Genomic DNA, 21,135 nt, shown 5'->3' on the forward strand with positions numbered 1-21,135 from the left:
GTAGGGCATGTCGTTTTTCGGGAATAAGCGGCTTATCATTGTACTTGTAGGCTTGGTCCTGCTTATCTCCGTCGTGGGCTTCACTTCTCGTGAACGGGTTAGCCTGACCTGGCCAGAAATGTTCTTCAAAGATACCTTCAGCGTGGTGCAGGGCTTTTTTTATCGTCCTGCCCAGGCTGTTTCTGGCTTTTTTCAGGAAATAGAAGAAGCGTACGGCGTGTATGAAGAAAACAAGGCACTTAAGGCAAGCTTGGATCAATACGCACGTCTAAGTGCCGAATTGCACACACTCAAGGCAGATAATGATCGCCTTCGAGAAATGGTGGGGGCAAAAGATTCACTTAAATCTTACAACCTTCACTTCGCGGAAGTTGTGGCGAGAAACCCTGATACATGGAACAACGTCGTTACCATCGATCAAGGATTAAAAAGTGGTATCAAAAAGGATATGGCTGTCATTACAGCCAAAGGAATGGTCGGGCGCATACAAAGTGTTGCCAACTTTTCAGCTACGGTTGAATTGTTGACGAGCTACGAGCGACGTGACCATATCTCAGCGGATATTTTGACTGAGCAGATCGTTGACGGCAAGCCTATGTACCGTCAGGTTAGTGGTGTTATTGAAGAGTACGACGCGCAAAAGAGATTGCTCGTCATGCGCAAAATCCCTTGGGGACAGGCAATTAAAAAAGATCAGCAAGTTATTTCATCCGGCTTGGGAGGAGTTGTCCCTCGCAATTTGCCAATCGGCTATATTGTTCGCGTAGAGCCAGATGATTATGGCTTGACTCAAACCGCCTACATCCAGCCAAGCGCTGATTTTTCACAATTGAATGAAGTCATGGTTGTGGAACGAGACTTCACAATTGGCCCCAATGGTGAATTGATCCCGCAACAGCCAGCTGGTCAGACACAAAAAACTGTCCCTCCGGCTCCACCTGCTAGCGGGGGTGGTCAGTAATGGCTCGATTTTTATTGACGTTGGGCGTCGTGGTTGTGTTTGTTTTGGAAGGAACTGTGATGCAAGTATTTTCACCTGATGCATGGGGTCTGTCTTGGTTGACGGTACCCCGGTTTGCGCTTGTCTGCTGCATCTTTATTTCGATGTATCTCGGCAGGCGCGAAGGTTTGTATTACGGGATCGCCTTCGGGTTTTTACAAGATGTCCTATTTGGGCAACTAATTGGAATCTATACCATGTCCATGATGGTGGCCAGCTACTTTGCAGGGATGATCGTTCTTTTGTTCCAGAGAGGATTCGGGATGGTTTTCATTACTAGCTTCCTGATTTTGTTCGGACATGAGTGGCTTTTGTATTCGTTGTTCCGCTTGTTTTCCGCCGCCCCCTTCGATGTTCGATGGATTTTGACGCATCAAATTTTGCCTAGTGTGCTGTTTAATCTCGCTTTTGGCTTACTGGTATACTTTCCGATCAAGAATGTATGCAACAAGATTCTGGCGAAAAAGGAAATGCACATGCAGTAAGGACAAAGGAGAGGAGAGTTCGTGGAAGAAGTCAAAGAACCGAAATCAGACATACCTATTCGGCTCAATATATTGTTTGTGATTGTATTTTTGTTCTTCGCCGCCATTATTTTGCGGCTATCCATCGTGCAGCTGGTGGAAGGCGAACAGTACAAGCATGAATTGGAAAAGTTCAGTATTCGGGAACTGCCGATTTCCGCTCCTCGTGGCCGTATCTTGGATAAAAATGGCGAGGTACTCGTTTCGAATAAACCTGTGTACACCGTGCAATACGTTGAAGAACAAGGACAGGACATTGATGAAGAGAAAGTCGCGGATCGTCTGGCAAAAATCCTCATCCCCGATGGCGGCAAAATTGGTACGGATAAGGAATTGTTAAAGAAGACGATTGAATTGAGATCAACCTTGCCTGTTGCTTTCAATGGGCAAGAAACGAACGATCTCAAGGCAAAGGTCGCGACGAAGTTAAAAGTCGTTCCGAAAGTCGAGACCGTTGATCAGATGTCTGACTTCCAGTTGGTAAAAACCGCTGTATATCTGGGGATGCGCGTTCGTTCTCCTTTTGATGACAAGGAGAGAGCAGATCTTATTAAGAAACTGAATGCTGCCAAACCAGGTACACCCGCTATTACGGAAGCGAACACCACGGACTTCGAGCTGTTAAAAATGGCGATAAACGCCAATATGACCCTCGCTCTGAAATTCGACAAGGAAGATCGCAATGACCTCGCCAAAAAAGTGAAGGAACAGATTTCAGCTTTGCCAACCCCGGAAGGCTTAGCAGATAAGTCTGACATGGATTTGCTGCGCTATGCCTCGTTGTTCGACATGGATGTCAAACTGCCGTTAACAGAGCAGCAACGCCAATTTCAGTGGCACAAGCTCTCTTTGCTGCAGGAAATGCGTTCACCGCAGATGGCCAGCTACATTCCAAGACGTGTCAAGGTCAACATCACAGAGCAGGAAATGTTCCAAATCGAAGAACGACGCACCGAGCTGCCGGGAATTAGTGTGGAGCTGGAGCCAGTGCGCCAAATTTTCGAAGATCCGGATGGTTCGGCATTTGGTACTCACTTTCTCGGGTACATCAATGCGATTCGTCCTGAGAGCTTGAAAGAATATCAGGCACAAGGCTACAATGCTATCGACCGTGTCGGTGTAACCGGGCTGGAGAGCTCCTATGAACGTTATTTGCGTGGCAAAAACGGGATTATGGAAGTGCACGTGAACAAAAATTCGGAGACGGTAGAGAAGCAGATGCGCCAAGCCCCTGAACCAGGAAACGATCTTGTTTTGGCTTTGGACTGGCGTTATCAAAGCAAGGTAGAGGCCATCTTGAAAGAAGAGGTTGAAGCATTCAAGAAGCGCCCGTCTACACCAAAAGCATTTAAAGACGCACACGTATTGGTGATGAATCCGAATACAGGCGAAATATTGGCGATGGCGAGTTATCCAGATTACAATTTGAATCTGTATTACGACCGTAAGAAATTCAACGAGAATTACGCCTCGCTTATTTTGCCGAACGAATCAAACAGATTCATCTATACGCCGTATCCACCTGCTTCTACCTACAAGCCACTGTCTGTCATGATTGCGCTTCAGGAGGGGCTGACTACACCGAACGAAGTCATCTATGACCGAGGCGGATTGTATGTCGGAAACACGTATAAACGCAACTGGAAGGCGGGTGGTCATGGAGCTGTTAACGCTCGTCGTGCCTTGCAGGTGTCGAACAATACGTATATGTACGAAATGGCGCTTCGCTTAGCAAGAAAAGGAAAAGATGGCTGGGAGAAGCAGTTCTCTGTCTATGATTACTACAATGCCCAGTTTGGTCTTGGTGTGAAAACAGGTGTGGATCTGCCGAATGAACATACTGGTTGGGAAAACCAGAACATGTACTTCGGGAACTTGGCGGACGTGATGATTGGTCAATATGATCTGTTCACGCCGATGCAGTTGGGTCAATACGTTTCGACCATTGCCAATGGAGGATATCGAATACGCCCCCATCTTGTAAAAGAAATTCGCAAAGGAACCACCGATCCGAAGAAACCAGGTCAAACGCTCTCCGTTATTGAACCAGAAGTGCTCAACCGGGTTGATATCGATCCGAAGTATATACAGGTGGTAAGAGAAGGGATGCGGCTGGTTACTCAACCAGGTGGTACCGTTCAACGCTTCAAGGGGTTGCCGTTCACGGTTGCAGCCAAGTCTGGTACGGCACAAACGTCGCAGCCAGCGGAAAACGCACTGGTTGTCGGCTTTGCGCCTTATGAAAATCCTCAACTGGTTTTCGTCGTCGTTGCGCCGAACAGTTTGAGAGATGGTACATCCAGTTCTGATGCTACTGGTCCGATCTCGCGTCGATTGCTCGAAGCTTACAATGAACTGAATCCAGGTGTCCTTACTGGTGGGGTTCCGAAGCCGAATCCAACGTCCTCGAAGTAACCAGAAGGTTGTCCAGGGCAATGAAGCCCAAGAGAATAATTGAGTCAAGCAAGCTCTTGTAAAACGCCACTATCTGACCCGTTTCGGCAATTTTTTTACGCAGAGCAGGAAAAATCTTTCTGCATGGCGAATGGTATCGGTCGAGGTGAAACCGGTGACGACTGTGAAAAGCAAGGTCACGATCAAAGGGACTAAAGAGGGTCTCGTCTTCTTTATGGATGATACCTGTTCCTTCGACGAACTGCTGGCCGATATGCGTGAAAAAATAGAGCATAGCCACCAACAGATTTTGTCGGGGCCACTCATTCGGGTATCTATAAAATTGGGAAAACGATACTGCTCACCAGAGCAACAAGAGCAGTTGACTCAAATTATTCGAACTAAGGGCAACCTGGTGATCCATACAATCGAATCTGATTTGATCACGCGGGAAGAAGCGATGGCTGAACGCCTGAAAACCCATTTTTCCATACAGGTAAATACGGTGCGCTCTGGGCAAGTTCTGGAGTTTGACGGTGATTTGCTCTTATTGGGAGATGTCAATCCCGGGGGGACGGTTCGCAGTACAGGAAGCATTTACGTGCTAGGGCATCTCAGAGGGTACGCGCACGCAGGTATTTCCGGTGACTCACAGGTAATTATTGCGGCTGCAGTCATGAGTCCTACCCAGTTGCGGATTGCAGAAGTGATTAGCAAGCCGGGTGAGGAATGGACGAATAATTCTGGAGGCACAGAATTCGCCTATCTGGAAAATGAGATCATGCTGGTAGCGAAAATGAACTACTTGTCGCGAATCCGCCCTGAATTGGGTGAGAAAAAGCGTGAGGGTTGAGGGAAAGAGGAGGAACGGACGTGGGGATAGGAATTGTCATAACTTCCGGTAAAGGCGGCGTGGGTAAGACGACCACTTCCGCCAATTTGGGAACGGCGCTCGCATTGTTGGGACAAAAAGTGTGCATGGTAGATACCGATATTGGCTTGCGCAATCTGGATGTAGTCATGGGACTTGAGAACCGAATTATTTATGATCTGGTAGACGTTGCCGAAGGCGCATGCCGACTGCCACAAGCTCTGATCAAAGACAAGCGGTTTGAAAATCTGGCATTGCTCCCGGCTGCTCAGACAAAGGACAAATCCGCAGTAACTCCTGAGCAGATGGAAGAAATCATTACGCAACTGAAGCGTGAATATGATTATGTCATCATCGATTGCCCTGCGGGTATTGAGCAAGGCTTCCGCAATGCGGTGGCAGGGGCTGATCAAGCAATCGTCGTGACTACACCTGAAAAAGCCGCTGTGCGTGATGCTGATAGGATTATTGGCCTATTAGAGCGAGAAAAAATCGGAATGCCGAAGCTGGTGATCAACCGTGTTCGCTCCCATATGGTGAAAAATGGCGACATGCTGGATGTAGAAGACATATTGGATTTGTTAGCCATTGACTTAATTGGCGTAGTGCCGGATGATGATCATATCATTAAATCCGCGAACCAAGGTGAGCCTGCTGTGATGAACCATGAATCGCGTGGTTCCATCGCCTATCGGAACGTAGCCCGACGCCTTTTGGGTGAAGCTGTTCCATTGCAACCATTGGAAGAAAAAGCGGGCGTGTTCCACAAAATGCGTAAATTCTTTGGATTAAAATAGGTAATACTTGGCTCCCTTCTTTCTATAGAGGGGAGTCACGTTTTCTAGGAGGAAACGGATGGACCTGGAAAAACGTCATTTAAAAACAATTGACTGGACCATCATTTTGATTTTGGCAGGCCTAGGTATATTCAGTTATCTGGGGATTTCCGGTTCTGCGGCAGGTGTAGATAAGGCGCATCAGCAGGTCCTTTGGTATGTCATTGGCTTTATTGTGCTGGGTGTGACATTACTATTTGACTATCGCCTATTCCACAACATGGCTTATGTCTTATATGCACTCGGTCTGATTCTTTTGATCGGGGTATTTCAAACGAAGCCCATTAACAATACGACGAGCTGGTATAACCTTGGTATTATCTTGTTTCAGCCTTCTGAACCGATGAAGTTGTTCACGATCATAACGGTGGCCCGCTTCTTGTCCAAGAGGGCAAACGATCCGGACCGCTTTTACTACTTTTACAAACTGATTCCGGTAATGGCCTTGGTTGGTGTACCATTGCTTTTGATTTTGGTTCAGCCCGATTTGGGTACCGCAATGGTCTATACGGGTATGCTTGCCACTATGCTAATCGTTGGTGGTATACGGATGAAGCATGTATTGTATATGGGCGGGCTGGTCGGCAGCTTTTTTGGCGCCATGACACTGTTGTATCAATACAAGCACGATATCTTTTTCAAGATTATCAAGCCGTATCAATGGGATCGGATCGTCTTTTGGATGAACCCGGATCTTGAACCGATGGGACGAGGGTTCCAGCTCAAGCAAGCATTGATTGCTATCGGCTCAGGGCAACTGTTCGGAAAAGGGCTTGATACGCCGACACAAGCGAGCTTTGGATGGGTGCCGGTAGGAGAAAGTGATTTTATCTTTACCGTCATTGCAGAAAAGCTGGGCTTTGTCGGAGCGGGCTTGCTGATGATTTTGTTTTTCGTCTTGATTTACCGAATGATCCGCATCGCGATGGAGGCAAAAGATCCGTTCGGCTCCTACGTTGTTGCGGGTGTCGTAGGGATGCTTACTTTCCAGATCTTTGAGAACATCGGTATGACGATTCAGTTGATGCCGATTACGGGTATTCCGCTTCCGTTCATTAGCTACGGAGGGAGCTCGCTCGTAACCAACTTCCTGATCATTGGTGTGGTTCTCAACATTGGGATGCGTAAGGACAAGTTGCGTTTTGATTAAATAGTTGTTCCAAAAAGTCTTCAGTTCGCCCGCTTTCTCGGTGCGGAATGGAAGACTTTTTGGATACTCATGAAATGCGTGACAAATGCAAATACTTATGCTAAAATCATCCTAAGTTAACCATTTTTACAAGTTATAGTGTTTGATTGATTGGTATGGAGTCGTACGTATTGTGAGTGACGTCACCAATTGTCAATCGCAATTCGTATGACTTTTTTTCCTTGACGCAAAAGGCTTATCTGTAAAAAAGAGGTTAACGCTACACTCTTTCGCCTCGTGGGGCGTAATGTTCAGGGAGGTTTTGTTTCATGCAACAAGGTATCGTAAAATGGTTTAACGCAGAAAAAGGATACGGTTTCATCCAAGTTGAGGGTGGCGACGACGTATTCGTACACTACAGCGCAATCCAGTCAGAAGGTTTCAAATCTCTTGACGAAGGTCAAAAGGTTGAGTTCGAAATCGTTCAAGGTAGCCGTGGACCACAAGCTGCTAGCGTAACTAAACTGTAAAATTGACAGATTCAAAGGCAGTCTCTCTATGGGGAGACTGTCTTTTTTGCATGTTTCTACCCGATAAGCTGGGGAGTTGGAGAGGGGCGACGGTCGTCATAAAGCAGGTAGACAAGTCATAGGATGATACTAAAGGCTTGGACTGCGGAGGGATGGACATGTTTGAAAGAGTAGATCGCGTAAAAGAAAGACGGAGGGAGCGTTTGGAACGAATTCGAACACAGTCACGAGACGGCTATACTCCCTACGTCGATGATTGGAAAGATCCGATCGAAGAAACGCCAAACCCATTCAGTTACTCGCCGCCCGAGAACGATATGATGGACCAGCCACCGTCTCATGAAAAGTGGGGCGTGCAAATTTTAGCATCTGTCTTATTGATTGGTGCCGCTTATGTATTGTTTCAAACAACGCTGATCCCTGCCTCTTGGAAAAGCTCCGCGAGGGAAGTCATGACACGGGACTTTAATTTTTCGGGGGTAGCGGACTGGTATGAAGCGAGATTTGGACCGATTCCGACGATGCTTCCTTCGATGCCTACCAATCCCCCTGCCGTGCCAGCTACGAGCACAACAAAGGGTGTAGCTGCTGTGTGGAAGCTCCCAAGTAGCTGGGAAATCGTTAAATCCTTTGATCCAGAGAGCGCAAATGTGATCCTGCATACGGGAATGAACGATCAAATCACGATCGGAGAAGCTGGCTGGGTTGCTTTTGTCGGTGAAAAGCCTGATTATGGGACGACAGTGATTGTTCGCCTAACCAAAGGGCGGGAGATATGGCTGGGCAATCTCGATAGTATAGGGGTGACGAAGGACGAGGTCCTTGCACCTGGTAAGGTCATCGGAACCGCTCGGGTAATGGATCAGACATCACGTCAACTGTATCTAGGGGCGAAAGTGAAAGAGCAATTTGTCAATCCCTTGGAAGTGATTCCATTTGAATAGGGGAGGCTGGCTCGACATTCGGTTTCGCATTCACCTGCTATTTTGGGTGGTGATTGGCTTGTCCGTGGTGACAGGCCATTTTTTGGAGGTCATTACCTTGTTTGTCATCGTGCTGATCCATGAATTAGGGCATGTAGCGATGGCGCGTGAGCTCGGATGGACGGTAAAAGAAGTGCAGCTTCTGCCTTTTGGTGGAGTAGCGACCATGGAAGACTCATACGCTACGGACCCATTGGATGAGATTGTCGTGGCACTGGCAGGGCCCTTTTTAAATATGGTGATGATGGCTGCCTCCTACTTGTTTTGGTTTATGGGGATATGGACGGAAGAGTGGGCCCGCTTTTTCTTGGTAAGCAATTTGACGATTGCGCTGTTTAACCTGTTGCCAATCTGGCCATTGGATGGCGGGAGAATCTTGTTGGCGGTTCTATGCTGGTTTATGTCATATAGGCAAGCGACGATGATATCGATGACCGGGAGTACGCTGTTTGCGGGGATCATGGTGGGGATGTCCAGCTTGGAGTTGAAGTACAACTTAGCAGTGATCGGGATTTATTTACTGACGTTGAACATTCAGGCATTTTTGCGATTTCCTTATCAATTTTTTCGTTTTCTGGTCGAAAAATACGATCGGCAGCTAGACGGAGCTGCCGTTCAAGCGATACGGGTGCATCCCGAGGAAACGGTACTAGCTGTCTCGCACAAGCTGCGACGGGGATGCTCCCATCTTTTCTACGTCCAAGGTGCGGGTCTCTTGGCTGAGGAACAGCTTTTGTATGCCCTTTTGTTTGAACAAAAGCACGACGCCGCAGTGGGCAAGCTCCTATAGTCTGTAGACCTTAATCAGCAGGAGCGATCCATTCCATCAGCCAGCAATCACACATGCTTCCTTCGTGCCATTCGTGCAGGGGAAGCTCTTTTACTTTTCGAAAGCCACATTTTTCGTAGCACCGGAGGGCTCGTTCATTCCAGGCTTGCGGGTCAATCGCTACTTTTTGTGCTCGTTTTTCCGTTTGGAGGTAGTGGAGGATGGCTGTAACGAGCTGAGTGCCAATACCGCGATTCCAGTAAGCAGGCTCTCCGATGAACTGGTCCATGCCGTAGACAACATCGTCCTTTGCATAACCATACCGTTGTTTTTCCGGGGCATCGAGCGGATAAAATTGCGCATAGCCAATAGGTTTGTCCGCGTGCAAGATCAGGCAGCGGGTTTCACCGTCATCTTCCGGAAAAAAGCTTTGCTGCACGAGGGACTCGTCATGTGGCCGATCGCGACCTTCATAGTAGGCCAAAACGCGTTCGTCAGAAAGCCATTTGACTAAGTGAGTGGTATCATTGGGGGTTAATGCTCTCATGGTAAGATCACCAGCATAAATCATGGTTTATCTCCTTTACCTTGACTTGGCAGCTATGTTAGATTACTTCCTATGAGCCCAGTTATCCTTCTTTGGGGCAAGTTTGTACGGGGAATAAGGAGTGAAGGCAGTGAAGCAAGTAGCGATCAGTACACAAGGTGGCAGCATCCGCATCGCATTTATGGAAAACGGGAAATTGCAGGAATGGCGTACACAGGATGTGAGGTCACACGCAAGCGTGGGTGACATTTATCAAGGACGGATCGCAGATGTGAAGCCTGGTATCCAATCCGCTTTTGTTGATATTGGTACAGGTCAAAATGCTTATTTGTATGTAGATGACACGGTCGGTGTGGAGTCCGGTGGAACAGCGAAACCCAATATTGCAGAACGCGTTCACGTTGGGCAAAAGGTATTGGTTCAAGTGAGTAAAGAGGCGATGGAAATGAAGGCGCCCAAAATCACAATGCGGATCAGCTTGCAGGGGCGTTACCTGGTGTACCTTCCGACTGAAGAGAGCATTTCACTTTCGCGTAAAATATCTGATGATACCAAACGAAAACGACTGCAACAGGTGATCTCTTCGACAGTAGAGCAAGGGGAAGGCTGTATTTTGCGCACAGAAGCAGCGGAAGCAGAGGAGCAGACACTCATTCGTGAACTTACCTATTTGCGCAATCGTTGGCAGGACATGCGGCGAACAGCGGAAGGACTGCGCTCAACCGGGCGGATTTTTCAGGATGCCGAGTTGATCGAGGTGGCCCTACGAGATGGCTTGGCGAACGGAATGGATGAGTTGTTGGTAGAAGGTGCGGCGACTCATCAGCAGGTAAAAGCGGCGTTGGCAGCTTTTGCTCCGGAAGTACAAGAGAAGCTTCGCTGGTATCAGGGGAAACAGCCGCTCTTTGACTACTTGGGTGTCGAGGCGGAGTTGATTCGTGCTCGTGATCGACAGGTGCCGCTTAAGAGTGGAGGGTCCTTGGTCATTGACAGGACAGAAGCGATGACGGTCATCGATGTAAACACCGGTTCATTCACTGGTGCGGGAGGGCAACAGCGGGAGCAGGCAGTAACCGCGACCAATCTGGAGGCAGTAGCTGAAATTGCCCGGCAGCTTCGCTTGCGGGACATCGGTGGCATCGTGATCATTGATTTCATTGACATGAAAGAGCAGGGCAATAAGGAGCGAGTGATCTCGCGATTGAAACAAGAGCTGGCAAAGGACCCTGTGCCTTCGACTGTTCTTGGGATGACTTCGCTTGGATTAGTCGAGATGACGCGAAAAAGAGTTCGTGCGAGCCTGATGGAGCGGTTGACGGAGCCATGTGAGGCATGCGCGGGTCGAGGGAGAGTTTGGCGAGTAGACGAGCTGTTACGGCGCTTGTACGTCGAAGTTACTGCATTGGCAAAGAGCCAAGATGCGGAGGCTGCTCTCGTAGACATGCCGCCACGATTGTTGGACATGATAGAGGCGTGGGAAAAAGCAGAAGCAGTTACATGGCCTGTCCATGTCTATAAGCGGCTTGTTCCTTCTATGAGCCCAGACGAGTTTCGAATTGGATACGTCGGAAATCGGGCAGAGGCGGAGCGTTTACACTCGAAATAACTTGACTGGGCTATTGTAGCTATGATAACCTAATGGTTGTCATGCAGATATGCCTCGTGCATACTGTAACCGCACGAATCAGGTACATAAGCCGTCGCTCGTCGACGCACCTGTAAAGGCGAGTCTGAGTATAGGAGGTGCACACAGTGTACGCAATTATCGAAACCGGTGGAAAGCAATACAAAGTTGAAGAGGGAGCAGTTCTCTTCATCGAGAAATTGGCTGACGTTGAAGGTGAAGTAGTTACTTTTGACAAGGTTCTTCTCGTAAGCAAAGACGGCAAAGTTACTGCAGGAGCTCCTACAGTAGCTGGTGCTACGGTAACTGGTAAAGTAGAAAAACACGGTAAAGCGAAAAAAATTATCGTGTACAAATACAAAGCCAAGAAAAACTACCGTCGCAAACAAGGTCACCGTCAACCATTCACTAAAGTTGTGATCGAAAAGATCAACGCTTAATTGGTGACTTGTTATGATTGAAGTGATCGTGAGCCGTGCGCAGCACGGTATCCATGAAATTAGTATTTCCGGACATGCCAATGCGGGTGCCTATGGGGCAGACATCGTTTGTTCTGCTGTATCAGGCATCAGCTTTGGTATATTAAACGCCATCCAACCTTTGACCGGCATCACTCCTGATGTCGCTGTCGCACAAGAAGGCGGTGGGTTCTTGAAGTGGAGCCTTTCTTCTTCGGATGATGAGACTGCACGCGAGAAACAACAGCTTTTGGCAGAGAGCATGGTCATTGCTCTTTTGTCAGTTGAGGCGAATTACGGTAAATACGTAAAAGTAAATGATCGTAAATGGCAGGGAGGTGTCTGATATGAACATGCTGTTTAACTTGGACCTTCAGTTTTTCGCATCGAAAAAAGGGGTAGGTTCCACAAAGAACGGTCGCGATTCCATTTCCAAACGTCTGGGCGTGAAACGTGGCGACGGGCAATTCGTTACTGCTGGTAACATTCTCGTTCGTCAACGCGGAACTAAGATCTACCCAGGTGCGAACGTAATGAAAGGCGGAGACGACACTCTGTTTGCAACTGCAGATGGTGTTGTTCGTTTCAAGCGTCTGGGCCGTGATCGCAAACAAGTTGTGATCGAGCCAGTTGCTTCCGAAGCGTAAATATTTATTAAGAAAAACCCAGCGATATAGCTGGGTTTTCTTTTTGTCCGGCTCTTTTTTGTGGTACAATAGATGGGAAAGATATTCTTATCGACTTGGGTGAATGTGATGGGGGACGAGCGGAGGCTGTTTACGCATCAGACAGACCAACTGCTGACCGTTCTGAACAGGCAGCGGCATGACTGGTTGAACCATGTTCAGGTTCTGCTCGGCTATTTGCATTTGAACCGTACTGAACAAGGAGAGGCCCATTTGAAGCGCATTGCACAGATGGCAATGCAGGAATCGATGGTTGCCCGATTGAATAGCTCCTTGTTGTCCGTCTTCTTCTTGACATTTAACGCACTGAACAATGAATTGCTTTTAGAAGTAGACGTGTGCAATCATGTGGATCTCACGCGAGTAGTCTTGAACGAGCAAGACTTGTTTCAGTTGGTGTCAGAGATATTATGCACAGTGAACGATCATGTAGACCAGAGCGGGTACGAAGCGGCCAGCATGCAAGTAAGCTTGCAGATGGATGAGCGTGGCGTTCATTTTCGTTTTGACCTGGCCGGTGTACTTCGTGCATCCGGAATGGAAGAATTGGAAAAGCTGATACGTAAAAGCGAACAGAGTACGGTGGAAGTCACCGAGTGGATACATACGGAAGAGGAATGGGTCCTGAAATTGGTGGTTCCATTCGCGGAATGAAAGAGGTGACACCATGTTTGTCGATCAGGTAAAAGTATATGTAAAAGGCGGGGACGGTGGTAACGGAGCCGTCTCCTTTCGCCGGGAGAAGTACGTACCGCTGGGTGGTCCAGCGGGTGGAGATGGCGGTCAAGGTGGAGATGTCGTATTTGTCGTGGATGAAGGTCTGCGCACACTGGTAGATTTCCGTTATCAACGACATTTCAAAGCACCACGCGGAGAGCATGGCCGCAACAAATCTCAGCACGGAGCAGGCGCGGAAGACATGGTCGTGCGCGTGCCACCGGGAACAACTGTCATTGATGATGATACCAAAGAAGTGATTGCCGATCTTGTGGAGCAAGGTCAACGTGCTGTGATCGCAAAAGGCGGACGTGGTGGACGAGGCAATAATCGTTTTGCCAACTCTTCGAATCCAGCCCCACACATCTCGGAGAATGGAGAGCCAGGTCAAGAGCGTTACATTGTCATGGAGCTCAAGCTGATTGCAGATGTAGGCTTGGTTGGTTATCCGAGTGTAGGGAAATCCACGTTGCTGTCCAGTGTAACAGCGGCGAAGCCAAAAATTGCTGCGTACCACTTTACGACGCTGACACCGAATCTGGGTGTTGTGGACTTGGGGGAGCGGAGCTTTGTAATGGCCGACTTGCCAGGATTGATTGAAGGCGCGCATGAAGGTGTGGGTCTTGGTCACCAATTCCTGCGTCACGTAGAGCGTACACGCTTGATCGTCCATGTGATTGACATGGCAGCAGTAGATGGACGCGATCCATACGAGGACTATTTGCAGATCAACCGAGAGCTGACGCTGTATAACCTGAAGCTCGAAGATCGTCCGCAAATTGTAGTCGCGAACAAAATGGAACTGCCAGAAGCAGAAGAAAACCTGCGTATTTTCAAGGAAAAGGCTCCAGATGTCAAGGTGTACGAGATCTCCGCTGCAACCAGTAAAGGCGTACAAGAATTGATGTATGCGATCGGGGATACCTTGGCGACGATTCCGGACAAGCCTGCTGTCGAAGAAGTTGCGGAAGTGGAAGAGCGCGTAGTGTTCCGAGCAGAAAAAGAACCAGACGCATTCGAGATTACGCGTGATAACGAAGTATTTGTCGTCAGCGGTGAGAAGATCGAGAAGCTCGTACGCATGACGAATCTGAACAGCTATGATGCAGCCCAGCGTTTTGCGAGACAAATGCGTAGCATGGGTGTAGATGATGCTCTGCGCAAGCTGGGAGCAAAAGACGGGGATACCGTTCGGATCGGCAAATTAGAGTTTGACTTTGTGGAGTGACAAAAACCATGATTGATATCCCATCACTGAACCCATTTATGGGGGATAAACGACTCCAACGCGGTGCATCGCTACCGCTAATCATCTCCAAGCAGGTGCAGACACCTGTCCAAGTTTTGGTTGAACATGCAAAGGGCAATTATCTCGTAGTTTCCTATGAGATGAAGCCTGAAACGAAAGCAGAGCTGCTCGGAACAACTGTACGCATTCGTTGGGAAACAGATGCGGCAGTGAACACCATTGATTTGGAAGTAGTTTCGGAGCAAACGATTTGGCCGATCAAGCTTTTAGGGATGATTCCGATTAGTGTAGGGGTAGAAATTACCCAAAAGCGCAAGCAGGATCCGATTTCCCCAGATCTCGGTATTTCTGTCCCTTACAAGGTGATGGGAGCTAGACCGATCGAAGAAAAAGGCGAGGCAGTGTTGCTGAAATTCTCTCCTACCCGTCTCGTTTTGGGAACAGACGGTTATGTGTCAAAGGGCGATTTTCTCCATTTGTCTTTCAAGATACCGAAGCAAGCGCAGGAGATCGTCATGATGGCGAAAATCGTGGAAAAAACGTTCCAAGACAACCAAACAATCATTGAATTAATCTTTACGGATATCAATGAAAAGCACCATGAACTCATCAAAGATTACTATAAAAAGCTCTCAACTACCGCTTCTTCCTAAGGAAGCGGTTTTTTTCCTTTGATGTTCCCGTGAAGAAGGTATATAGTAGAGTACATAGAGTTCTCAATCGAGCCTGTTCACTTCATGATTTGTTGTGTGCGCTTTCCTGAATAAATATTTGTGAAATCATTCACTTTTTATTATAAGAATCCGTTGTTTGCTTTACTTTGTGAAAAATGTTACATGCAATTTTTTACCGGATTTTCAGGGAGAATAGCGGCCGTTACTCGTATGAACAGGCATCGAGAATGGAAGGCCTCTATTCCAAAGCAAAGGAGGACGTTTTTTTATGTCTCAAACAACTACGCAACAAGCTCAAGCTGCTGCTGAAGTAGCAAGCACTGCTACTCTGGCACCAGCGCAGCAACAAGATGTACTCGATCAGTTGATGAAACCAGAAATTCAAGAGTCACTGAACATATTGGTGGCGAACCTGCCTAAATTGGCAGAACTGACAACTCTTTTGACCAAAACTTATGATTTGGTACAAACGGTAGCAAATGATCATGTATTGATCGACGACATCAAAGGCGGAATGGAAGAGTTCGTAAAACCGATCTCTGATAAAGCAAAAGGTATTGCGCAAGCAGCCATTGAAGCCAATGACCGTGTTCATGTAGAAGAGTCTACGATCGGTTTGTTCGGTATTCTCAAAATGCTCAAGGATCCGCAAGTACAAAAAACATTGCGTTTCGCACAAGCATTCCTGGAAGTAACTGCAGAACGTCAACAACAAAAACGATAGTTTTTTTATTATGGAATGGAAGACAAGGACGGAGGATTGGGCATGGCGAAGCATATTCTGATTCTAGGCGGCGGTTATGGCGGTTTGCTCAGCGCATTGACTGCACGTAAATACATGACGGCTGAAGAAGCGTCGATCACGGTAGTAAACCGTTTTCCTACTCACCAAATCATTACGGAACTGCACCGCTTGGCAGTAGGAAACCTGTCTGAACAAAACGTGGCGCTCCCTCTGGAAAGATTGCTGCGTGGCAAGGAGATTAACCTTGTAGTAGACACGGTAGAAAACATTGGTCTTGAGTCCCAACGCGTAACATTGGCGAGCGGCGAGTCCATCAAATACGATGCTTTGGTCATTGCGCTGGGAAGTGAAACCGCATTCTTTGGAATCCCAGGTCTGCAAGAGCACAGCTTTACACTGAAGTCTGTAGAAGAAGCAAATCGTCTGCGTGCACATCTCGAAGAGCGCGTGATTGAATACAAGACGAGCAAAAATAAAGCAGATGCTACCTTCGTTGTAGGCGGTGGCGGTCTGACAGGTATCGAGCTGGTTGGGGAATTCGCTGATATGTTGCCAAATCTGTGCCATAAGCACGGCGTAGACTTTACAGACGTTTCCATCTACTGCGTAGAAGCAGGTCCATCCATTTTGGCTGGTTTTGCTCCTGACCTGGTTGAGCGTGCGAAAACAAGCTTGGAAAAACGCGGCGTTCAGTTCCTGACAGGCGTACCTGTAACGGAAATGAAAGAAACCACAGTTTGTCTGAAGGATGGCGGTACCATTGAAACCAAAACAATGGTATGGACAGGTGGCGTACAAGGAAATCGAGTAGTAGCTGAGTGCGGCGTGGAAGTAAACCGCGGGCGTGCAACTGTTACAGAATTCCTGCAGTCCACTTCTCACCCTGATGTATTCCTTGCAGGTGACAGTGCGGTCGTAATGGGGCCAGAAGGTCGTCCATTCCCTCCAACTGCTCAACTGGCATGGCAAATGGGCGAAGTAGTAGGTTACAACCTCTTCGCACACTTCAACGGCACCAAAATGGATACCTTCAAGCCGGTATTCTCCGGAACATTGGGTAGTCTGGGCCGTAAAGACGCAATCGGTACAATTGGTGCAAGCCAATTGAAGCTGAAAGGTCTGCCTGCAACCTTGATGAAAGAAGCGAGTAACGTTCGCTACTTGACTCATATCAACGGTCTGTCGTCTTTGGCATACTAATCGAATCAGGAAAACCCGGGATCATGATATCCCGGGTTTTTTTGTGCTTGTTTATCCGTTTCCGCTCGGATCTTCAATCACGTTTGGGGATTGTGCCATCTTTTTGCCCCGCATGTCATTGCCAAACTGTTCGAGACTGCTTGGCTTACCCGCTGGGTGATTGTTGCGGCGCTCCGATTTATCTGACTTTCCACGTCCGGCCATTTGTCTTTCACCTCCTCCATACGATACGCATTATTGTGTGCGAAGAAGCTCCCCCTCATGTAATCAAAGTAAACCAAAAAGGAGCGGATGAAAAAAAGTGGCGGATAAGGATTGTCACATCCCATGCTTTCCGTTATAATGTCCTCTATGAAGAAACAACTGTTTTTCTCAGGAGGACACAACGCATGAAGAAGGAAGAAAAATTCTACTTGATTCGATCTGACATCCTGCCAGAATCGATTGCCAAAACGATTGAAGCCAAGAAGATGCTGGAATCCGGCGAAGTGGATACCGTGAATGAAGCGGTTGAACGGGTGGGATTGAGTCGTAGTGCTTTTTATAAGTACAAAGATGGCATTTTTCCGTTCAATGCGATGATGAGCGAAAAAATTATGACGTTTACTTTCTCTTTAGATCACATGTCAGGTTACTTGTCCAAAGTGCTCACATATGTAGCAGATCAAGGTGGAAACGTATTGACCATCAATCAAACGATTCCACTTCAAGGGATTGCTACCATATCCATGTCAGTCGATATGGCTAATCTTCGCGTATCTAGCACGGAGTTTTTGGATGGCTTGCAGCTGATCCCGGGCGTTCGCAAAGCGATGATCGTCGGTAGGGGCTAAGAAAAAACAATCAAAGAAAAGGCAGGGGAGAGAGACATGGAGAAGCAGAGCATTAAATTGGGATTAATGGGGTTTGGAACAGTCGGGACTGGTGTCGTACGCATTATTCAAGCGCATCAGGAGGATTTGCAAAAGCAAACCGGTCTCAGCATTGAGATTTCCCGTATTCTTGTTCAGGATGCGGAAAAATCCCGCAATATTTCATTCATGGAGGGCACGCTCACCACTGACCCTGCTAGTCTTTTGGATGACCCGGAAATTGAAGTCATTGTGGAAGTAATTGGTGGCATTCACCCTGCAAAGGAATACATTTTGGGTGCACTCGAACGAGGCAAGCACGTTGTAACAGCCAACAAAGATCTGATGGCGTTGCACGGAGCCGAAATTTTAGAGAAAGCGCAAGAAAAAGGCTGTGACGTTTTCTACGAGGCAAGCGTGGCAGGTGGGATACCGATATTACGTGCATTGGTAGAAGGGTTCTCCTCAGACCGTATCGCGAAAATGATGGGGATCGTCAACGGGACGACCAATTACATCATGACCAAAATGAGTCAAGAGGGCGCAGAATACAGCGAGGTATTGAAAGAAGCGCAAGCGCTGGGCTATGCGGAGCAGGACCCAACCTCCGATGTGGAAGGCTTTGATGCCGCCCGCAAAATGGCGATTCTGGCAACGCTGGGCTTCCGTGTACCGATGAAGCTCGAAGATGTGGACGTAAAAGGGATCAGTTCTGTGAGCAAGGAAGATATCGCCTATGGCAAGCAGCTGGGCTATGAAATCAAGCTGCTCGGGCTGGCTCGTCGTGACGAAGAGGCGATTGAGGTAAGTGTGCAGCCGACTCTGGTTCCGAAATCTCATCCACTCGCTTCCGTTAATGGTGTCTTTAATGCCGTGTACGTACATGGGGAAGCGGTAGGAGAAACCATGTTTTATGGGCCGGGCGCAGGTGAATTACCGACTGCTACCGCCGTTGTGTCTGACCTGGTCACTGTCGTAAAAAACAGAAAGCTAGGAGTGAATGGGCGCGGAATGGTTGCTCCATACAAAGAAAAAGTACTGAAAGAAGACAGTGAAAAATTCTCGAAATATTTCCTGCGTATCGTCGTTGCAGATAAACGCGGTGTTCTTGCTCAAATTACGCAGCTGTTGGCTGACAAAAATATTTCCCTTGAGCAGGTGATCCAGCAACCGTTCAACAACGGACGTGAAGCAGAGATTATCATGATTACACACATGTCCTCAAAAAGTGACATGGATGCAGTACTGGCTTACATGGCGCAGATGGATATCGTATCAACTGTGCAGAGCTGCTACCGTGTAGAAGGGGGAGACAAATAATGGCTTTTAATAGACAGTCTGGCATCCTAGAACGTTACCGGGAATTTCTCCCGATTACGGAAAAAACTCCGCTGGTCAGCTTGCATGAAGGAAACACTCCGCTGATCCATGCCCCGAACCTATCCAAACAATTGGGGGTGGAGCTGTACGTCAAGTACGAGGGGCTCAATCCGACCGGATCTTTCAAAGATAGAGGCATGGTCATGGCTGTAGCCAAAGCGGTTGAAGAGGGAAGCAACACAATCATGTGCGCTTCGACGGGGAATACATCAGCAGCAGCAGCGGCGTATGCGGCACGTTCAGGATTGCGTTGCATCGTCCTGATCCCAAGCGGCAATATCGCACTGGGCAAGCTGGCACAGGCCATCGCCTATGGTGCAGAAGTGATCGCGATTGACGGTAATTTTGATGAAGCACTGGATATTGTTCGGGAAATCACAGCGAAAGAGCCAATTACACTGGTGAATTCCGTGAACCCTTACCGGATCGAAGGACAAAAGACTGCGGCATTTGAAGTGTGCGATGCGTTGACAGACGCTCCTGACATTTTGGCTATTCCAGTTGGTAACGCAGGTAACATTACGGCATACTGGAAGGGCTTCGAGGAATATTTCGCAGCCAAAAAATCGAATCGCTTGCCTAAGATGTACGGATTCCAGGCAGCCGGAGCAGCTCCGTTGGTTCACGGCGAACCCGTATCCAACCCTGAAACGATTGCGACAGCGATTCGAATTGGCAACCCAGCGAGCAAGGATGGCGCTTTGAATGCCATTTCGAAATCAAACGGTCTTGTCGATAGTGTAACAGACGAAGAAATTTTACATGCTTATCATTTGCTGGCGAAGAGTGAAGGCGTGTTTTGTGAGCCTGCCTCGGCAGCATCACTGGCGGGTATTATCAAGCTGCATGAGGCTGGAAGGCTCCAACCTGGCAGCCAGATCGTGTGCGTACTGACTGGAAACGGACTAAAAGATCCCAATATCGCTTTGAAGCTGGTAGGTGAAGAGCCGCGTTCTGTACCGGCGACACATGAAGCTGTAATGGAGCTGGTTCGTCAAAGTGGGAGAGAATTTGTATCATGAATGGACGACGTGTAAAAGTAACCATACCGGCAACGACAGCGAATCTGGGACCGGGATTCGATGCGCTGGGAATGGCTTTCCAGTTGTATTCTGTCGTAGAAATGGAAATCAGTGACCATACGACAGTAGAGATGATGGGCAAGGAGCTACAAGGAACACCGACGGATAAAAACAATCTTCTGTACAAGGTTGCAGCGGGATTGTTTCAAGAAGCAGGTCTCGCCATTCCTGAGCTCGCGATCCGTGCCTCCAGTGAGGCTCCCCTGACGAGAGGATTGGGAAGTAGTGCCGCTGCGATTGTAGGTGCACTCGTAGCGGCTAATCATCTCGCTGGCGAACCATTTACGCGTGAGCAGTTGTTTGAAAAGGCAACACGCCTGGAAGGGCATCCGGATAATGCAGGTGCGTCGATGTTTGGAGGTATCATTGTTGCGACGATGCCTGAAGTACCAGGAGACCCCGTTCCTTATGTGCGGTTTTCTGCTCCGGCTGGATTGCAGACCCTCGTTGTGATCCCGGAATTCATGCTCTCGACAGAAAAAGCGCGGAACGTCTTGCCACAGGTGTACAGCAGAGAGGATGTTGTATATAATGTGGGTCATAGTAGTTTGCTAGTTGCTGCACTAGCACAAGGCAGACTCGACCTGATGGGACGGGCAATGTCGGATCGGCTGCATCAGCCGTATCGAGCAAAGCTTGTACCTGGCTTGAACGAAATCCTGGACAAAGCGACTGAAAACGGGGCACTGGGAGCTGCTTTAAGCGGTGCTGGACCGACGATCCTCTGCTTCTTCTCCTCGGATGAAGAATTAGAGAAGCTGCGTGCATTTGTGGACAGAGTGATGAAAGGGCACGACATCTCGTACCGCGTGATGATCTTGCAACCGGACGAAAATGGCGTACAGGTAGAAATCCATCAGAGATAGACCATAGTGGATAGGAGTAG

At 48.2% G+C, this 21,135-nt stretch carries 24 protein-coding genes and 1 other annotated feature; of the genes, 22 read left to right on the forward strand and 2 right to left on the reverse strand.

Features of this window, described 5'->3' with window-relative positions:
- Window positions 1-7: 7 nt before the first annotated feature.
- The 9 genes from mreC to BBR47_RS09510 all read left to right on the forward strand — a co-directional run bounded on the left by mreC (window position 8) and on the right by BBR47_RS09510 (window position 9,057).
- The gene (gene mreC / locus BBR47_RS09470; protein WP_012685553.1) at window positions 8-961 is read left to right on the forward strand and encodes a rod shape-determining protein MreC; all 954 of its coding nucleotides are present in this window, start codon (window positions 8-10) and stop codon (window positions 959-961) included.
- A complete protein-coding gene (gene mreD / locus BBR47_RS09475) occupies window positions 961-1,485 on the forward strand; it encodes a rod shape-determining protein MreD (RefSeq protein ID WP_012685554.1) in 525 nt (174 codons plus the stop codon). The genes mreC and mreD overlap by 1 nt, the downstream gene beginning before the upstream one ends.
- Window positions 1,486-1,506: 21 nt before the next feature.
- Window positions 1,507-3,939, forward strand: coding sequence for a peptidoglycan D,D-transpeptidase FtsI family protein (locus BBR47_RS09480; RefSeq protein ID WP_012685555.1), 2,433 nt, complete (start codon window positions 1,507-1,509; stop codon window positions 3,937-3,939).
- 154 nt (window positions 3,940-4,093) lie between these two features.
- On the forward strand, window positions 4,094-4,771 hold the full coding sequence (gene minC / locus BBR47_RS09485; protein WP_026133905.1) for a septum site-determining protein MinC: 678 nt from the start codon (window positions 4,094-4,096) through the stop codon (window positions 4,769-4,771).
- Window positions 4,772-4,791: 20 nt separating this feature from the next.
- Window positions 4,792-5,586 (forward strand): septum site-determining protein MinD, encoded by a 795-nt coding sequence (minD, locus tag BBR47_RS09490; protein ID WP_012685557.1) that lies wholly within the window; start codon window positions 4,792-4,794, stop codon window positions 5,584-5,586.
- Window positions 5,587-5,644: 58 nt separating this feature from the next.
- Window positions 5,645-6,775, forward strand: a complete 1,131-nt coding sequence (locus BBR47_RS09495) for an FtsW/RodA/SpoVE family cell cycle protein (RefSeq protein WP_012685558.1) — start codon at window positions 5,645-5,647, stop codon at window positions 6,773-6,775.
- Between the two features lie 308 nt (window positions 6,776-7,083).
- Window positions 7,084-7,284, forward strand: coding sequence for a cold-shock protein (locus BBR47_RS09500; protein ID WP_005832370.1), 201 nt, complete (start codon window positions 7,084-7,086; stop codon window positions 7,282-7,284).
- A gap of 158 nt (window positions 7,285-7,442) precedes the next feature.
- Window positions 7,443-8,228 carry a M23 family metallopeptidase gene (locus tag BBR47_RS09505; protein WP_012685559.1) on the forward strand — a complete coding sequence of 262 codons (786 nt, stop codon included), beginning with the start codon at window positions 7,443-7,445 and terminating at the stop codon, window positions 8,226-8,228.
- Window positions 8,221-9,057 (forward strand): M50 family metallopeptidase, encoded by an 837-nt coding sequence (locus BBR47_RS09510; protein ID WP_012685560.1) that lies wholly within the window; start codon window positions 8,221-8,223, stop codon window positions 9,055-9,057. The genes BBR47_RS09505 and BBR47_RS09510 overlap by 8 nt, the downstream gene beginning before the upstream one ends.
- A 10-nt stretch (window positions 9,058-9,067) precedes the next feature.
- Here the strand turns inward: BBR47_RS09510 and aac(6')-35 are convergent, their stop codons facing one another.
- Entirely contained in the window at window positions 9,068-9,607 is a 540-nt protein-coding gene (gene aac(6')-35, locus BBR47_RS09515) for an aminoglycoside 6'-N-acetyltransferase AAC(6')-35 (protein WP_012685561.1), read from the reverse strand.
- A gap of 106 nt (window positions 9,608-9,713) precedes the next feature.
- On the opposite strand from aac(6')-35, the gene BBR47_RS09520 reads away from it, so the two are divergent.
- From BBR47_RS09520 to BBR47_RS09560, 9 genes are all read left to right on the forward strand, one after another.
- Window positions 9,714-11,189: an Rne/Rng family ribonuclease gene (locus BBR47_RS09520; protein ID WP_012685562.1), complete on the forward strand. Its 1,476-nt coding sequence runs from the start codon at window positions 9,714-9,716 to the stop codon at window positions 11,187-11,189.
- Between the two features lie 57 nt (window positions 11,190-11,246).
- Window positions 11,247-11,325, forward strand: a sequence feature (ribosomal protein L21 leader region).
- Window positions 11,326-11,335: 10 nt separating this feature from the next.
- Window positions 11,336-11,647 carry a 50S ribosomal protein L21 gene (gene rplU, locus BBR47_RS09525; RefSeq protein WP_012685563.1) on the forward strand — a complete coding sequence of 104 codons (312 nt, stop codon included), beginning with the start codon at window positions 11,336-11,338 and terminating at the stop codon, window positions 11,645-11,647.
- A gap of 13 nt (window positions 11,648-11,660) precedes the next feature.
- On the forward strand, window positions 11,661-12,011 hold the full coding sequence (locus BBR47_RS09530) for a ribosomal-processing cysteine protease Prp (protein WP_012685564.1): 351 nt from the start codon (window positions 11,661-11,663) through the stop codon (window positions 12,009-12,011).
- A gap of 7 nt (window positions 12,012-12,018) precedes the next feature.
- Window positions 12,019-12,312, forward strand: a complete 294-nt coding sequence (gene rpmA / locus BBR47_RS09535) for a 50S ribosomal protein L27 (protein WP_005832382.1) — start codon at window positions 12,019-12,021, stop codon at window positions 12,310-12,312.
- Between the two features lie 72 nt (window positions 12,313-12,384).
- Window positions 12,385-13,005 (forward strand): sporulation initiation phosphotransferase B, encoded by a 621-nt coding sequence (locus BBR47_RS09540; protein WP_231850578.1) that lies wholly within the window; start codon window positions 12,385-12,387, stop codon window positions 13,003-13,005.
- 13 nt (window positions 13,006-13,018) lie between these two features.
- Entirely contained in the window at window positions 13,019-14,296 is a 1,278-nt protein-coding gene (gene obgE, locus BBR47_RS09545; protein WP_012685566.1) for a GTPase ObgE, read from the forward strand.
- An 8-nt stretch (window positions 14,297-14,304) separates the two neighbouring features.
- Entirely contained in the window at window positions 14,305-14,970 is a 666-nt protein-coding gene (locus tag BBR47_RS09550) for a PilZ domain-containing protein (protein ID WP_012685567.1), read from the forward strand.
- Between the two features lie 289 nt (window positions 14,971-15,259).
- Window positions 15,260-15,715: a DUF1641 domain-containing protein gene (locus BBR47_RS09555; protein WP_012685568.1), complete on the forward strand. Its 456-nt coding sequence runs from the start codon at window positions 15,260-15,262 to the stop codon at window positions 15,713-15,715.
- Between the two features lie 42 nt (window positions 15,716-15,757).
- Window positions 15,758-16,936, forward strand: coding sequence for an NAD(P)/FAD-dependent oxidoreductase (locus BBR47_RS09560; protein ID WP_012685569.1), 1,179 nt, complete (start codon window positions 15,758-15,760; stop codon window positions 16,934-16,936).
- Window positions 16,937-16,987: 51 nt separating this feature from the next.
- Here the strand turns inward: BBR47_RS09560 and BBR47_RS31200 are convergent, their stop codons facing one another.
- Window positions 16,988-17,140, reverse strand: coding sequence for a hypothetical protein (locus BBR47_RS31200; RefSeq protein ID WP_007728640.1), 153 nt, complete (start codon window positions 17,138-17,140; stop codon window positions 16,988-16,990).
- 185 nt (window positions 17,141-17,325) lie between these two features.
- Between BBR47_RS31200 and BBR47_RS09565 the strand changes: the two genes are divergently transcribed.
- From BBR47_RS09565 to thrB, 4 genes are read left to right on the forward strand one after another with little or no spacing between them, the layout of a single operon-like run.
- Complete coding sequence (locus BBR47_RS09565) at window positions 17,326-17,769, forward strand: ACT domain-containing protein (protein ID WP_012685570.1); 444 nt, start codon at window positions 17,326-17,328, stop codon at window positions 17,767-17,769.
- A 36-nt stretch (window positions 17,770-17,805) separates the two neighbouring features.
- Window positions 17,806-19,107, forward strand: coding sequence for a homoserine dehydrogenase (locus BBR47_RS09570; protein ID WP_012685571.1), 1,302 nt, complete (start codon window positions 17,806-17,808; stop codon window positions 19,105-19,107).
- Window positions 19,107-20,189, forward strand: a complete 1,083-nt coding sequence (thrC, locus tag BBR47_RS09575; RefSeq protein WP_012685572.1) for a threonine synthase — start codon at window positions 19,107-19,109, stop codon at window positions 20,187-20,189. Before BBR47_RS09570 ends, thrC begins: the two co-directional genes overlap by 1 nt.
- Entirely contained in the window at window positions 20,186-21,115 is a 930-nt protein-coding gene (gene thrB / locus BBR47_RS09580) for a homoserine kinase (protein WP_012685573.1), read from the forward strand. Before thrC ends, thrB begins: the two co-directional genes overlap by 4 nt.
- The last annotated feature ends 20 nt before the right edge of the window (window positions 21,116-21,135 follow it).

This window comes from Brevibacillus brevis NBRC 100599, from assembly GCF_000010165.1.
Taxonomy (GTDB): Bacteria; Bacillota; Bacilli; order Brevibacillales; family Brevibacillaceae; genus Brevibacillus; species Brevibacillus brevis_D.